General features: G+C 49.1%; 15 protein-coding genes and 1 riboswitch. Of the genes, 9 read left to right on the forward strand and 6 right to left on the reverse strand.

Translation table 11 applies throughout. From position 1 onward, the window contains the following. Positions 1–36: 36 nt before the first annotated feature. Positions 37–513: a GNAT family N-acetyltransferase gene (locus M1D71_RS02770; RefSeq protein WP_339181627.1), complete on the forward strand. Its 477-nt coding sequence runs from the start codon at positions 37–39 to the stop codon at positions 511–513. A 47-nt stretch (positions 514–560) separates the two neighbouring features. Then, on the forward strand, positions 561–1,631 hold the full coding sequence (locus M1D71_RS02775; protein ID WP_458127142.1) for a Gfo/Idh/MocA family protein: 1,071 nt from the start codon (positions 561–563) through the stop codon (positions 1,629–1,631). A gap of 88 nt (positions 1,632–1,719) precedes the next feature. Here M1D71_RS02775 and M1D71_RS02780 read toward each other — a convergent pair whose 3' ends face one another. Then, positions 1,720–2,088, reverse strand: a complete 369-nt coding sequence (locus M1D71_RS02780) for a hypothetical protein (protein ID WP_458125156.1) — start codon at positions 2,086–2,088, stop codon at positions 1,720–1,722. A 97-nt stretch (positions 2,089–2,185) separates the two neighbouring features. Further along, positions 2,186–4,765, reverse strand: coding sequence for a UvrD-helicase domain-containing protein (locus M1D71_RS02785; protein WP_458125157.1), 2,580 nt, complete (start codon positions 4,763–4,765; stop codon positions 2,186–2,188). Positions 4,766–5,114: 349 nt separating this feature from the next. On the opposite strand from M1D71_RS02785, the gene M1D71_RS02790 reads away from it, so the two are divergent. Beyond that, complete coding sequence (locus tag M1D71_RS02790; protein WP_458125158.1) at positions 5,115–5,945, forward strand: zinc ribbon domain-containing protein; 831 nt, start codon at positions 5,115–5,117, stop codon at positions 5,943–5,945. A gap of 74 nt (positions 5,946–6,019) precedes the next feature. Beyond that, on the forward strand, positions 6,020–6,829 hold the full coding sequence (locus M1D71_RS02795; protein WP_458125159.1) for a TrmB family transcriptional regulator: 810 nt from the start codon (positions 6,020–6,022) through the stop codon (positions 6,827–6,829). 270 nt (positions 6,830–7,099) lie between these two features. Here the strand turns inward: M1D71_RS02795 and M1D71_RS02800 are convergent, their stop codons facing one another. Then, the gene (locus tag M1D71_RS02800) at positions 7,100–7,792 is read right to left on the reverse strand and encodes an NUDIX hydrolase (protein WP_458125160.1); all 693 of its coding nucleotides are present in this window, start codon (positions 7,790–7,792) and stop codon (positions 7,100–7,102) included. Positions 7,793–7,871: 79 nt separating this feature from the next. On the opposite strand from M1D71_RS02800, the gene M1D71_RS02805 reads away from it, so the two are divergent. Next, a complete protein-coding gene (locus M1D71_RS02805) occupies positions 7,872–8,174 on the forward strand; it encodes a hypothetical protein (RefSeq protein WP_056695593.1) in 303 nt (100 codons plus the stop codon). Positions 8,175–8,414: 240 nt separating this feature from the next. Here the strand turns inward: M1D71_RS02805 and mscL are convergent, their stop codons facing one another. Next, positions 8,415–8,909 carry a large conductance mechanosensitive channel protein MscL gene (gene mscL / locus M1D71_RS02810; RefSeq protein ID WP_458125161.1) on the reverse strand — a complete coding sequence of 165 codons (495 nt, stop codon included), beginning with the start codon at positions 8,907–8,909 and terminating at the stop codon, positions 8,415–8,417. A gap of 269 nt (positions 8,910–9,178) precedes the next feature. Beyond that, positions 9,179–9,278: riboswitch (purine riboswitch) on the forward strand. Between the two features lie 300 nt (positions 9,279–9,578). On the opposite strand from mscL, the gene M1D71_RS02815 reads away from it, so the two are divergent. Next, positions 9,579–10,166, forward strand: a complete 588-nt coding sequence (locus tag M1D71_RS02815; protein ID WP_307540132.1) for a xanthine phosphoribosyltransferase — start codon at positions 9,579–9,581, stop codon at positions 10,164–10,166. Position 10,167: 1 nt separating this feature from the next. Next, complete coding sequence (locus M1D71_RS02820; protein ID WP_289391047.1) at positions 10,168–11,529, forward strand: nucleobase:cation symporter-2 family protein; 1,362 nt, start codon at positions 10,168–10,170, stop codon at positions 11,527–11,529. Positions 11,530–11,793: 264 nt separating this feature from the next. On the opposite strand, the gene M1D71_RS02825 is transcribed toward M1D71_RS02820, so the two are convergent. Further along, positions 11,794–12,132 (reverse strand): DUF4870 domain-containing protein, encoded by a 339-nt coding sequence (locus M1D71_RS02825; RefSeq protein WP_047840268.1) that lies wholly within the window; start codon positions 12,130–12,132, stop codon positions 11,794–11,796. Positions 12,133–12,326: 194 nt separating this feature from the next. After that, the gene (locus M1D71_RS02830; protein ID WP_458125162.1) at positions 12,327–12,602 is read right to left on the reverse strand and encodes a transposase; all 276 of its coding nucleotides are present in this window, start codon (positions 12,600–12,602) and stop codon (positions 12,327–12,329) included. A gap of 398 nt (positions 12,603–13,000) precedes the next feature. Here M1D71_RS02830 and M1D71_RS02835 point away from each other — a divergent pair, with 398 nt between their 5' ends. Further along, positions 13,001–13,189 (forward strand): hypothetical protein, encoded by a 189-nt coding sequence (locus M1D71_RS02835; protein WP_017690840.1) that lies wholly within the window; start codon positions 13,001–13,003, stop codon positions 13,187–13,189. A 133-nt stretch (positions 13,190–13,322) separates the two neighbouring features. Next, the gene (map, locus tag M1D71_RS02840) at positions 13,323–14,084 is read left to right on the forward strand and encodes a type I methionyl aminopeptidase (RefSeq protein WP_458125163.1); all 762 of its coding nucleotides are present in this window, start codon (positions 13,323–13,325) and stop codon (positions 14,082–14,084) included. The last annotated feature ends 295 nt before the right edge of the window (positions 14,085–14,379 follow it).

The following is a 14,379-nucleotide window of genomic DNA, read 5'->3' on the forward strand; positions in this document are numbered from 1 at the left end:
ATATTTCACATTCAAGTACGAGGAGGAACGGATTAGATGAGTGATATGTTGGTAGCGCTCTATCGTTTGCCGGAACAAGAGAGTGGACTGAGAACGCTGGAGGAATCCTCCATTGTGATTCGAAGAGCCATTGCCCCAGAGAAACAGCTTGTACTGGATTGGGTAAGGTCACATTTTAGTCAGGCTTGGGTGGATGAATGTGATGTCGCTTTTGCACGTCAGCCCGTGTCTTGTTATATTGCGGTTGAGCATGGGAAAATGATTGGTTTTGCCTGTTACGAAGCGACATGCCGCAACTTCTTCGGCCCGACAGGTGTGAGCCAGGATGCACGGGGCAAAGGTGTAGGCACAGCCTTGTTACTGGCCTGTATGCATGCGATGAAGGCGGACGGATACGGATATGCCATTATCGGATCAGCGGGACCTGTGGATTTCTATGCCCGAACGCTGGGTGCCGTGAAGATCGAAAATTCGACGCCGGGTATTTACGAAGGCATGCTGCGGGCAGACTAGACGATAATAATGTTCTGGAAGTTGTGTAAAAGGAAGGGAGGACGATGATGAGCACGAAACAAATGCTACACATTGGAATGATCGGTACAGGATCAATCTCGGATCTTCATATGAGGTGTTACGCCAAAAATGAGGATGCTGTCATCTATGCGATCTGCGATCTGAACGAAGAACGGGCTAAGGCTGCTGCACAGAAGTATGATGCTCAATCCGTGTACACCGATTATCGGGAGATGCTGGAGGACCCGCATGTGGATGCTGTCAGTATCTGTACCTGGAATAATACACACGCCGAGTTTGCCATTGCTGCTCTGGAGGCAGGCAAGCATGTACTGCTGGAGAAACCGGTCGCAACCAATGTGGAAGATGCACTGCGGATTGAAGAAGCGGTGAAGAAGAGTGGACGTACGTTTATCGTTGGATTTGTGCGGCGTTATGATAACAATATGCAGATGATGCGCCGATTCATTGATGCCGGGGAGTTTGGTGAACTGTATTATGCCAAAGCTTCCATTCTGCGGCGTCACGGCAATCCAGGCGGTTGGTTCGCTGACAAAAGCCGTTCCGGCGGAGGCCCCCTGATTGATCTGGGCGTACATATTATCGACCAATGCTGGTATCTGATGGGCAGACCGAAACCTGTTTCGGTCAGTGGTAATACGTATCGGAAGCTGGGCAATCGTGCCCATATCGAACATCTCTCTTTTTACAAGGCGGCCGACTACAGTGCAGCTGTGAATGATGTGGAAGATATGGCGAATGCGCTCATTCGGTTTGAAAACGGGGCTTCGCTGGCAGTGGATGTGAGCTTTACCCTGCATGCACGTGAGGATGAGTCTTCGGTGAAGTTATACGGCGAGCACGGGGGATTTGAACTGGAGCCAGAGACGCTGATCGTCACGGAGAAAAATAATACCATCCTGAATATTGAACCCCAGACGGATAATACGGGTCTCCATATTCATAGTGCATTCCAGAACCAGATCGACCATTTTGTAGATTGCTGCCTGAACGGTACAGAACCAATCAGTCCAATCGCGGACGGTGTGACTTCCACGCGCATGCTGTGCGGAATCTACGAATCGGCTGAGAAAGGGCAGGAGATTCGTCTGGATTAACTCCATTTCACGTTCCTGTTGTGCTTTATATAACAAAAGCATGCGTCATCCCCGTGTTCTGCGGCTGCGCATGCTTTTTGGCATCCTGTTATTTGTTCAGTGGTGAATTCTCGTACCCCGGGTCATCGTAATCCGTATTCTCCAGCCTCGGAAGCACGTTCATGCTCTCGATCGCCTGTCGGGTGTCTGGCGTGCCATGGTCATACAGAAAAGTGTACAGCAAGGTCATGCCATCCGAAAATTGCTCTGTTGCCTCATCATGATCTGCCGACTTGTAGGGTACCGGAGCCCGTTGCAAGGTATAGGCATCGTCATCCTCCAGCACTTTCATCAGATCTTTCAATCGGCCCAACTGTTCATCATCCACCAATACTTCAAAGGATGTAGATTCGTTCTGTGTTTGTTCAATAAGATTATGTGTTACCGATACATACAGATGCTGTTTGCCGTCCTGCATAATCCAACCTCCATTCTGAAATGGAAAAAAGACGCTTCTACTGTTAATAAACAGCAAAAAGCGCCCTGAAACGAGCCATAACGGTATCCCGTATCGTTTATTTCCCAAATCTCCCCGTTACGGGGACCTGACGCGTACCAGCCTCCATCGATCCTGAACACAGGGGACAGGCGGGAGGGCCCGATGATGCCTTCTTGGTTGCCTTTGAAGGCACAGCCGGCTTCTGTCTTAGCCACGCTTTGCACGTGGATGAACTGCATTTCCAGATCGCAACGGTCTCCGTACGCTCAGCATTACCTGAACCTGAAGTATGCGACTGTGAACTGGAGGGGGTAGCAGCTGTCGGACTCACACCTGTGGTGCTGAACGCCTTATGGTTGCGGATTTCACCACTGCCACGCCGTTCACCAAGGCGATCCTCGTCACGTTCGTTGTGGACCTCGAAGTCACGACGGTCACTGTGGTTGATAGCACGGCGCTGTGCCGCATCCCTTCCTTCGGAACGGGCACCCGAGCCCGAGCGGGCATACTGTCCATTGCCTTTGCCATATGAAGTCTGACCGCTCGTCCGGCTCTCCTCACGAGGTTTGCGTTTGTCCGGAACTTCCATGCCAAAGGCTTCAAGCAGGAAGCGGGACACATCCGCTGGTTTTCCGTGATGGCTCGCGGGTGAGGTAACATACAAGTACTGCTTGGCCCTTGTGATGGCAACATAGGCGAGTCTGCGTTCTTCTTCCAGCGCCATGTCCAGCTCTGCGTCTGTCTGCTGCATAGCAAGTGCAGCTTTCTGATCTTCAGGAATATCCTGGCGCAGTGCTGTACTGTGAGGCACAATACCTTCACTGGCTCCAATCCAGTATACACAGGGGAACTCCAATCCTTTGGCCCGGTGAATGGTCATCAACTGTACCGCGTCACTGTCCTGTGCACGGCGCAGAGATTCCATCTCGCGGTGTCTGCGGGAGAGCTCATCCGCGAATTGAATGAACTCTTCCACCGTTTCGAATTTTTTGACAGCAGCTTCGAATTCATCCAGGGTTTCCAGCATCGTTTCCTTATAATGGGTGAAGATGCTGGGATCACCGCTTTCCATATACTTGTCGTAGAACTGCCTGCGCATCTCCTGAATGGCGATGATGGGCTTCAGTTTGTGCAGTGATTTGATCAGCTTAATGCGTTCCTTGACCTGTTCCTGCTGGAACGGTTTCAGCTTGTCCCATTTCACCAGATGGATGAGCGGATATTTTTTCGCCTGTTGTTGTTCACAGCGCTGAATCCACTCCAGACCCGCATCACGTGATACATAGAGCGGTCCCAATGCACTGGGGAGAGCATCCATGGCGCGTGGATCAAGGGACAGACGCAGATGATCCATCAGGGGTCTGATGAGAGACTGGTCATAGAAGACCGGAGAAGCACCATGCTGTACAAAAGGCACATCTTTCAACACAAGCTGCTCAAATACAGCCCGGCTGCTGCTGGCTGTCCGGTGCAGAATTGCAATGTCCCGATAGGTGTGTTGCCCTTCTTCAACCTGCTGACACAGCTGGTTTACGACCCACGCCGCTTCTTCTTCCGCATTGGAAGGTGTAGCGAAACGGGGCGCATCGCCGCGGTTTCCAGCGGCACGCAGCCGTTTGTCACGTCTGCGTTTATTGCGGGCGACCAGTTCGCTTCCGAGTCCCAGAATGCGTGCATCACTTCGATAATTAATATCCAGCGTCACGATGCGTGCACCCGGGTATACTTTATCGAATTCCAAAATCGATTCCTGGCGTGCGCCATTAAAGGTATAGATCGTCTGGTCGTCGTCTCCCACAACCATCAGGTTGCGGTGGGCGGAAGCCAGTTTTTGTACAATCTCATATTGCAGATGATTGGTATCCTGGAACTCATCGACCATAATATACTGGAAACGCTTCTGAAGTGGCCCCAGAACAGCAGGATCACGAAGCAGCGCAGCTGCGCGTAGCAAAATATCATCAAAATCCATTTTGCCCCGATCCTGCTTCCAGGCTTCGTAACCTAGCAGGACACGCTTGGCATCGCGTTCTTCCTGCGATTTTTCAGGCAGGTCGGTTGTTTCCGATCCTTGCATCTTCCATGCCGACAGCATGGCCAGCAGACTTTCAGGTTGGAAGGCTTCACTCATGCCATTTTGGCGAAGAAGCATCTTCAGCACCGTATGCTGGGCTCGCGACTCGCCAAAGATCTCTTCCTGCACACCGTAATGACGCAGCAATGTCAGGGCAAAAGAGTGGAAGGTGCGAGCCTGGACAGCTCTTGCCGCTGCTGGGCGTATTCCTGGCAATGCGGCGATCCGGTCTTTCATCTCGGTGGCGGCCTTGTTGGTGAACGTCACCAGCAGGATACTGCCTGCATGTACGCCACTGACCTCTATGAGGTAGCCAGCTCTTGCAGCCAGCACAGTCGTTTTGCCACAACCGGCTCCGGCGAGGGTCAGAATGGGTCCTCTGCCGTGACGGACTGCCGAGATTTGTGGTGCGTTTAACTTGATGCCTGCCTCTTCCAGAGAACGAAAGTAAAAGGCATCCTGTTGATCATTGCCCACGAGTTGCCGACTGGTCTCCAGCGGAGCAGACGGGGACTGGGGCAGGGACGCCGCCGGGGTAACCCCGAGCGGACGGGGGTAGAACGTTGAGTTCGGACTTAACATGTTTCATCCACCTCTGTATGCATTCAGGGATAGGACTATCCCGGTTAAAAGTAAACCATTTGCCCTTTTCACAATCGCATTGTAAATTGGTATGATAGAGTTAGTTGCCTAATCAGGCGGTTAAGTATGGCCAAAGCTTCATTATACCCGAACGTATGGTCTTGACGAAAGCCCCCGATTTCATCCAGTATCGGTATAAAACGGGCACCTGCACGAGAATACGCAACTTTTTGGCATGATATCGTATAAGTTATAGGCCTGAGCATTTTGCATGAAGGATGTAATATGCTAATCTACTAAAAATTAAAATGATAATATTGGTTTTTGACGGGACAGAGGAGGAATGGTCATGAAACTGCTTCAGCGCATCAAAGACGGAGCGAACAAAGCAACAGAGCGTGCCCAGCATGCCGTTGAGATTGGGAAACTGAACAACCAGATTGTGGGCTTGCAACAGGAACAGGAAGTCCATTTTACAGATATGGGTCGCATCTTCTATGAGGGTTATCGGGCACAGGATATGACGCGTGCAGAAAAAGAGATGGTGGATCTGTCGCAGCTGTGCGACGAATTGCAGGACGAGATTGATGGGCTTCGCAACAAGATTGCACAGCTTAAGAATGAACGGTTGTGCGAGTGTGGACACGTTGCTTCCCTGGATGCTAACTTCTGCCCTAAATGCGGACGCAAGTTGGGTGAATTCAAGACACCAGCACCTACAGTAGGAGCTGCAGGAGCTGCAGGAGTGGCAGGAGCCACCACAGCCGCGAGACAGGAAGCAGCTGTAGCTCAGACTCAGGCCCATAATCCGGAGCCGGACTTCTACGATGCGCCACCTGAAGTGGAGCTGGAGGAAGATGAGCCGTATCACACAGTCATTCCGTCCATAGCCGATCTGGAGACGGAATCGGAATATAACAGTACGGAGTTTACCCAGGAAGAGAAGGAAGCGTTCGATGCGGAGTGGGAACGTCGCAGAGATGAAGAGATGCAACGGGAACGTGAGCGTCAGCAGGAACTGGACGAACGCATCCGCTACTGGAAAGAAAATAATCCGATTGTGAACACGGTGGACGTACAGACCGAAGTGTCACGCGAAATGGTGAATTGTCAGATTTGTGCAGCCGAGCTGCCCAAAGGTTCGAAATGGTGCCCGCGCTGTGGTGCGGAACAGATCTGATCTGATGCAGTAGAAGCCCTGCCGGATCAATGTGAGGCAGTGCGGGTTGGCTGACAGCATGGGGGGACGGGAATATGGACCAACTGCTGCATCATTTGCGTCATCTGGGGTTTACCGAGATGGAATCTAAAATTATGGTGGAACTCGCCCGCCAGGGATCAGCCTCAGGGTATGAGGTTGCGAAGCGGCTGGGCGTGTCCCGTTCCAATGTATATGCGACCCTGCAACGGCTCGAACAGCGTGGATTCTTGCGGTGTAGTCCGGGGGAACCAGCGAAGTACAGTGTGCTGAAGCCCGAGGAGTTGACCCGCATGATCTCCGATCAAATGCGTACCTCTCTGGATTATGTCCAGAGCAGCATGCCCAAGAGTGAACCGGAGAAGCCTGTCTTCTATAACATCGAAGGTGACAAAAACGTGTTTGAGAATCTGAGCCGTGAAATGGCCGGAGCTCAGCATGAGATTGTCGTAGACGTTTGGCGTGAAGAGGCGGAGCTACTGCGTAATGACTTACAGCAGGCTGAGGCTCGCGGTGTGCGGCTGTTATGGTCGTGTGATGGTGGGGAAGGTATACTAGATCAGCCCGTACCTTGGCCGGGTTTGCCTTTGTATGGCACAGGTCATGGTCGGAAATTCTCCTTGGTGGTGGATCGCCGCTGGTGCATGCTGGGCATGCGCGGGGAATCATGCGCCACACAGGCCGTAGTTACGGAGCATCCGGTGATGACCGGACTGCTGCTGAATCATTTTGCTCAAGAGCTGGTGTTGTATGAATTGGAACAGGATATGGGTGAGGAACTGGAGTCCCGCTATGGACATCGGTACGGCGAACTCTCTGCACGTTACTGGTCTTCTCCTCCTTCAGGAGAGGATGACAAGAGCTAGGCAGATCGACAACTAATCGACATGTGATTGAATGGATATTTGACGCCAGATAGTGTTCACGCTGTAACGAATACGGGTGTACATATAACAGGCGCTGCCCCAGAGGCAGACGCCTGTTTGTGCTGGTTTGAGATATGACAGTGATGTTCGTCACAGCATCTGTTTTCAGTCAAGTCGATAGTAAGGGTATGAAGTTATGCTATTTTTGAGAAAATGAAGCTATGAACATATTCGATTGTACTGGATCGGGTTGAACAGGACTCTACGTGATCAATCTTTGGGCACATGATACAAAGCTTCCAGCACATCCGTATAATAAGCTTTACCATGAGGCACGAATTCCCTCGCCCGAATCTGGCGAACGATACGCTCTGGTTCATAAGCTGCATGATCGCTTGACGGGTCCTTATGACCGATGGAATGTGGCGGTGATGTCAACGGCTGGGTCTGAACTCCGGTAGCTTGGATCACGTCGATCTCATTACGAAACAAGGCGAGCAGATCATCCAGGGGCACTTCATACAGGCTGTCCACCTCGCTGGTCTGCAGAACATAAGCTTCGAGAGACTGGTTGAGACATAGTCCATAGACCGCACTGAATTCCCGATCTACGAATGGAACACCACGGACCTCTCCTTGGAGCTGCTGTGTAGCCGTAAATAGATAGGTTAGTGCCTCGAATGGAGCATTCACACCCAGTTCTTCCTCCAGCTCACGACTGGCGTCTTGCAGTTGTTCACCTGCGGTGAGATGACCTGCTGCTGTAATGTCGTAACATCCGGGGAAGGTATCCTTAATATCACGCCGCCGCTGAAAAAGAACCCGTCGTTGCTCACCTTCGTCACGCACGATCCAGCAGTGGAATGAACGGTGCCAATATCCTTTGGCATGGACCTCACTGCGTAGTGCTGTACCGATCCAATGTTGCTGATCGTCATAAATGTCGAAACGTTCTGGGGTCATGAAACGTATCTCCTTATATAGCAGTTTTTAAAGTTCAAAATTTCACAAAGTATGTTTTAAACGAAAGGGGAACGATCGTATGGAATGCATTGTACACTTTCAGGTGATTTATCCGCAACCTCAGGAACGTAAAAGCCTTAGAGGACTTATATTTGTAGGGCAAGGTCAAGAACCTGCTAACAGTCAGTTAACCACCATGTTTAAGGATATGGGATTCAATGTACGTTTGGAAGATGAGGCCCAATTGTTGTTCAAGCCAGTGGATGCTTCGGCAAACTTTGAATATATTCGTGTTACAGAGCTTGATACCGGGGAAGAAGTTTACAAAGAAGATAAGGATCTGAAGTCGATTCTGGAGCATTTGCTGCCACGCCGTTTCTAGTTCACGAGCATGGATGCGAATGACATTCATGGGGGAGCACATGTAACACATGTATGTTAGGCATAAAAAGGCCCCACCTTTACGGTGGAACCTTCAACCTTTAAGATACGTAATAAATTGTTAATTAAGCCCATATGTTTAGCTTTTCATACATAAACCCTAGCTAGTGAGAGGTTGCCCCCGCATCAAAATTTTTATATCGGAAATTCAATTCGGTGCGTCTTTAAACGTTCATCGTGATTACGCCGGAGCGCCGCTGCCTTCTGCTTCGAGTTCTGAAGTACAGTGCGAGCAGCGGGTAGCCGCAACCGGAACTTCGGATAGGCAATACTTGCAAGCCTTGGTCGTTTTTTTCGGCTCGGGCTTTTTGTGTTCTTTGCTTTTGAGATAATTGATGCCCTTCACGAGCATGAAAATACAGAACGCAACGATGAGGAAATCAATCATGACGTTAATGAACTGACCGTAAGCAATCACCGTAGCGCCAGCTTCATTGGCTTGAGCAAGTGTGGTGATGTCCTTTCCGTTTGCTGTTTTGATATCCCCGTCCAGGTTGAAGATTTTCTGGCTGAAGTCGATTCCACCCATCAGTTTTCCAACCGGAGGCATAATGATATCATTCACAAGGGAGGTGACGATTTTACCAAAAGCAGCCCCTATAATGACACCGACCGCCAGATCGATGACGTTGCCGCGGACGGCAAACTCTTTGAATTCGTTAAGTACGCCTTTCATGTCTGCATATCTCCTTTGATCATTAATTGATGATGTAGGCCGCGTCTCTATGCATTATCCGTTCAGATCCGCGCTTCCGTCCTCATATTGTACATAAAAAACACATTCCAATCACCCTTTGTTTGCAAATTAAGACAAGTTTCCGCAATTTCCATGAAAATACTTCTTTATTTCACGCCGTCGATTCGGTATACTTCTAACATTGTCAGTTATGTTTAACCATTTATATTCAGGTTCGCGATCATACATTGTAACGAATCATGGAGCCAAAAATTAAATATGCCGTTACTCGTATATGTGCAGGAATAGGCCTGCATGTCTCTACCCGATCACCGGAATGATCGGACTACGGGAAAGATGCTGCAACATTTTGTATGGTTGGAATGAGATCATTCTCAGACAGTTTGACTGAAAAGCAGGTTCAGGTAGCTTCACATCTGATCCTGAATAGACTGTTTGGCGTTTGACGTGTCAGAGTGACATCTTGTTTCTTTCTGTCCTTCCAGGCACTTGCAGCATCCATACGGCTTGTCCATATACGTACAAGTCCGTCTTTCCCGTCTCCGGTTTTTCCGCAGCGTGTGAAAAGGCGTTTTTTTTGTTTTTTTACCATGTGATTGGATAGGCATGTAGGTTTCTGTGTAGAGGGCATTCAGGGGGAAGAATTGCATGCAATTGTTAAAAGACAAGGTAAGACAGGAAGGCATTGTCCTGTCCGAGCAAGTACTCAAAGTGGATTCATTCCTGAATCACCAGATGGACCCGGTTCTGATGAAGGAAGTGGGCAAGGAATTCATTCGCCGCTTTGAAGGCGAGAATATTACTCGTGTGCTGACGATTGAGTCGTCAGGAATTGCACCAGGCATCATGACCGCGTTGGAACTGAATGTACCGCTGATTTTTGCACGGAAGCAGAAGTCACTCACACTGACGGAAGACATTCTGGTGGAGAAAGTATACTCTTTCACCAAGCAGGAGACGAATGAAATCACCGTAGCCAAGAAATTCATGAAGCCTGGTGATCGAGTGCTTATCATTGATGATTTTCTGGCGAATGGTGAAGCGGCATTTGGTCTGGCCCGCATTGTGGAGCAGGTCGGAGCAGAAGTGGTGGGTATCGGTATCGTTATTGAAAAAGCATTCCAGCCAGGAGGTCGCTTGCTGAAAGAAGCAGGATACCGTGTGGAATCGCTGGTTCGCATTGGGGCCCTGTCGGATGGACAGGTTACATTTGCGGACGAGGAGGGCATGAACTAATATGGCACGCGAACGTATTTTTCAGCGGCATCGGCATCCAATCAAAACGTTCTCCCTCGGACTTCAACACGTGCTTGCGATGTATGCAGGAGCCGTCGTTGTCCCATTGATCGTCAGTAACGCATTGGGCTTTACACAGGAACAACTAACCTATCTTATTGCCATTGACCTGCTCGCATGTGGTGTGGCTACACTGCTTCAGGTATGGGGAAATAAATATTTCGGCGTAGGGCTGCCCGTCATGCTCGGTTGTGCATTCCAGGCCGTGTCTCCGATGATCCTAATCGGGATGAACAGTGGAGTATCTGCCATTTACGGAGCGATTATTGCCTCCGGGCTGTTCGTATTGATCTTCTCCGGAATCTTTGGGAAGCTTATTCGGCTCTTTCCACCCGTGGTCACGGGTTCGGTGGTTACGATTATCGGTCTAACCTTGATTCCGGTTGCTTTCCACGATCTGGGCGGCGGTCAGGGGTCGGAAGATTTCGGCAGTGGAGTGAACTTGTTACTCGGTTTCGGCGTGCTGCTCTTTATCATTCTAATGACTCGATTCACTACAGGTTTTATCCGTTCCATCTCGGTACTGATTGGCCTGCTGGTAGGTACAGTGGCAGCAGGGTTTATGGGTGAAGTGAACTTTGCCCCTATTCGCGATGCAAGTTGGTTCCATGTTGTTCAGCCGTTTTACTTCGGCAGACCGACATTTGAGATTGTACCGATCCTGACGATGATTCTGGTGGCGATTGTCAGCGTGGCCGAGTCCACAGGTGTATTTATGGCTCTGGGCAAAATCCTGGACAAGGACCTGTCTTCCAAGGATCTGGCCCGCGGTTATCGTGCAGAGGGTCTGGCCATTGTGTTAGGTGGTATTTTCAACTCGTTCCCATATACAACGTATTCGCAAAATGTAGGACTGGTACAGATGACACGTGTGAAAACGCGTGATGTCATTGTGGTGGCTGGTGGAATCCTGGTGGTCATTGGATTTGTACCGAAGATTGCGGCGCTCGCACAGCTCGTTCCAGGGGCAGTTCTTGGCGGAGCCATGGTGGCCTTGTTCGGCATGGTGGTATCATCAGGCATTCGGATTATCGGCAGTCAGGTCGATCTGAACCGACATGAGAATCTTTTTGTCATCGCTTGTTCTGTAGGTATGGGACTTGGAGTTACCGTTGTACCTGAGTTGTTCGCAGGTGCACCCGCCTGGGCTCAGATTATGCTCGGCAATGGTATCATCGCAGGCAGCTTCACGGCGATCTTCATGAACCTGCTCTTTAATGGTCTGGGCACCAAGGAAACAGCCGCCAAGATGGCTGAACAACAGGCAGATGCCATCCTTGGAGAAACAGGCAAGTCAGCTTAATTAGCCGAATTAGGTTAGGCTTATCGTTCAGCAGGATTGTTATGTTAACTGTTATAAATAGACAATTCACAAGATGAATATTGAAGCAGGTTAACCATGATGATATACAGCATGAATAGTTAATGACATACATCGTTTATGCTATGAATGTTCAATCACATGAACAAATGAAAGAGAAACTTTTAGATGCGAAACACCGAAAACAGGCTCAGCAGAGTCGTGTTTTCGGTGTTTTTTGTTTTATTTAACTATGATGAGCGGGGATTACAGATGACGTAACTGTTTCTCTGCAAAATCCCCAACCCACGGCAGCTTCAGCCATTTCCCCTGTAGACTGGTGACGACCATAATAAGCCAGACCACCACACCAAGCAGGGATAATAGCGATGCCACGAGGGGCCCGAACAACGGAAGGAAAGCCGACAATACATGCCCGACCATAATGATGCCAAAGACCGTTACAGATTGCAGCGCATGGAATAGCACAAACCGACTCCGTTTCTCCACAGCGAGAAAGACAATTCCTCCTACAAAGGTAAACAGATAACAGAGCATGCCAGCAATATTTTCATCCAGACCGCTAGATGATTTCATGGGGGACATCCGGCCCAGCCTCCTTTGACCTTTTTAACTAGGTTATGAGGGAGGTGGACAGAACTGAACCGGTGAATTTATTTACCTACTAGGATCAAATGAAAGAACAGTCAAAAACATGAAACAGGGACGGATCAGCTGAGTTACAGCATGACCTGCCCCTGTCCGGATGAAAAATTCAGCACTTCAAACGAAAATAATCACTACCCGCCCTGAAACTGTCTGCGTGGGCTGTTGATCTTGCCGTTTTTGTCGGTATCGTCTTCTTTGGGAACCAAACGTTCATCGGTTCGTCCTTCGTGGTGATTATCATATGCATATTCGGTCAGTTTCCATTCCGACTTGCCTAGAACGGGGTCAGCCGGGAAGTGTTGTCCCCGGTGCAGATGTTCCTCACGTCCGGCTTCGTTGATGTAAACACCGTCTACTTCCACCTTTTCATGCGAAAGGGGCAGCATATCCTGTTCTTTGCGGTCCATGAGACGACGCCTCCTTTGGATGCCAGTAATTTAACTGTATGGGTTGTCCGTGATAATATCCCCCGAATAGTTCAGTGTTATGCTGGATATATTAATTCCGTATAGAATGCTCGTAATCACTACATATGATTCGGAATTAAACTTTTTGGGCATAAGAACCGTTATATTTATTAGAGGAAATCGTCAAGTCGTAAGATACTTCCGAATATGCTACAATAAGATTATGATTCATTCCGAATCATATCGGGTATTTATAGTGTCAGGTACTTGCTTTCTGCGAGGTTCCCGACCTAAAGCTTGCTTTAAGCCGCGCACACAACTTCATGGATGGCATTTAAGACTTATTCGGCATTCTCTAAACGGAGCATTCACTTTCAACGTTTTGGGAGGGAATTACAATGGCAACGAAAGGTCACAATGAGGTCAAAGAAAGTTTGAGGGAAATGACTCGGATTTTCCGTCCTAAGGATCCAAAAAAATTCGTGAAGGAGTACGTGAGAAAATACCGGATTACGGGTGGATATGAGGAAGAATTGACTTCTGTGGTGGAGCATGAGCTTGTCAAGATGGATTCTTCCGTGTCCTGAAACAACACACAACTCTGATTATACTGTTCCGATAATGAATAGAACCGTCTCCCGGGCGTTAAGCTCCGGCAGGCGGTTTTTTTTGCGTTCCTGCTGCATATATATGAGAGTACACCTACAGCGGGAAGGATGAATGCATGTGGACCCTATTTTGAAAACCAAAGAAGAGATTGGCTACATGCGGGAAGCAGGACGAATTTTGCGAAGCTGTCACCAACATATTGAGCAATGGATGGTCCCCGGCATCACAACAGCAGAGATCAACGAGCGTGTTGAAGATTTCCTCGCAGAACATGGGGCAACGCCAGAGCAAAAAGGGTATAAAGGATATCCATACGCGACTTGTGCCTCCGTCAATGAAGTGGTGTGCCACGGATTTCCGAGCAATGAGGAGCTGGCAAGCGGGGATGTGGTGACCATCGATATGGTGGTGAACAAAGATACCTGGCTTGCTGACTCAGCCTGGACATATGGAATTGGTGAACCAAGCAGATCCATTCGCAAGTTGATGAGGCGTACGGAGAAAGCACTTGAGCGAGCCATAGCACAGGCAGTCCCAGGCAATACGCTCGGAGATATTGGAAGCGCCATTGAACGAACAGCCCGACTATATCGGTACGGGATTGTGAAGCCCCTCATCGGTCATGGGATCGGTCAGTATATTCATGAGCCGCCGAATGTACTGCCTTATGGCAAACGTAGAACGGGCATGCTGCTCACCGAGGGGATGGTCATTACGATTGAACCGATCTTTACGAAAGGCAGGTCCGGAGCCGTTATATGGGATGAGGATGGATGGACGGTGAGAACGGTAGATGGCAGTTGGGGAGTTCAGTATGAACACACGGTTGCCATAACTGGGGATGGGCCTTTGATCCTGACCAATGGCACGTGAGATAAGGTCAGTGAAGATGATAACTTGAGTTGAACTTCTCAGAAATGCTCCATGCTGTTTTTGGACTTAATTAAGGCAGTATGGAGCGGTATGTATGGCTTCTGGATTGATATGGAAGATGTATTCCATAAAAACGAACCTTTCTTTTGCATAATACCGCATGTTTTCAATGTGAGAAAAATCGCCAATAAATCAAGTTTTATCACCGAAATTTGGCAAAAATTTTCAAATGTAGAGTGTAATATTTTTAACTGAAATCGTTTACAAATCAAGTTGCAGAGCGGTTTTTTACATA

The organism is Paenibacillus sp. Z3-2 (assembly GCF_054161325.1).

Bases quoted from the DNA above. Each gene is read 5' to 3' on its own strand.
- M1D71_RS02770 (WP_339181627.1), top strand. From the start codon at position 37: ATGAGTGATATGTTGGTAGCGCTCTATCGTTTGCCGGAACAAGAGAGT.
- M1D71_RS02790 (WP_458125158.1), top strand. From the start codon at position 5,115: ATGAAACTGCTTCAGCGCATCAAAGACGGAGCGAACAAAGCAACAGAG.
- M1D71_RS02800 (WP_458125160.1), bottom strand. From the start codon at position 7,792: ATGACCCCAGAACGTTTCGACATTTATGACGATCAGCAACATTGGATC.
- M1D71_RS02795 (WP_458125159.1), top strand. From the start codon at position 6,020: ATGGACCAACTGCTGCATCATTTGCGTCATCTGGGGTTTACCGAGATG.
- M1D71_RS02785 (WP_458125157.1), bottom strand. From the start codon at position 4,765: ATGTTAAGTCCGAACTCAACGTTCTACCCCCGTCCGCTCGGGGTTACC.
- M1D71_RS02805 (WP_056695593.1), top strand. From the start codon at position 7,872: ATGGAATGCATTGTACACTTTCAGGTGATTTATCCGCAACCTCAGGAA.
- M1D71_RS02775 (WP_458127142.1), top strand. From the start codon at position 561: ATGAGCACGAAACAAATGCTACACATTGGAATGATCGGTACAGGATCA.
- mscL (WP_458125161.1), bottom strand. From the start codon at position 8,909: ATGAAAGGCGTACTTAACGAATTCAAAGAGTTTGCCGTCCGCGGCAAC.
- M1D71_RS02815 (WP_307540132.1), top strand. From the start codon at position 9,579: ATGCAATTGTTAAAAGACAAGGTAAGACAGGAAGGCATTGTCCTGTCC.
- M1D71_RS02830 (WP_458125162.1), bottom strand. From the start codon at position 12,602: ATGGACCGCAAAGAACAGGATATGCTGCCCCTTTCGCATGAAAAGGTG.
- M1D71_RS02780 (WP_458125156.1), bottom strand. From the start codon at position 2,088: ATGCAGGACGGCAAACAGCATCTGTATGTATCGGTAACACATAATCTT.
- map (WP_458125163.1), top strand. From the start codon at position 13,323: ATGCATGTGGACCCTATTTTGAAAACCAAAGAAGAGATTGGCTACATG.
- M1D71_RS02825 (WP_047840268.1), bottom strand. From the start codon at position 12,132: ATGTCCCCCATGAAATCATCTAGCGGTCTGGATGAAAATATTGCTGGC.
- M1D71_RS02820 (WP_289391047.1), top strand. From the start codon at position 10,168: ATGGCACGCGAACGTATTTTTCAGCGGCATCGGCATCCAATCAAAACG.
- M1D71_RS02835 (WP_017690840.1), top strand. From the start codon at position 13,001: ATGGCAACGAAAGGTCACAATGAGGTCAAAGAAAGTTTGAGGGAAATG.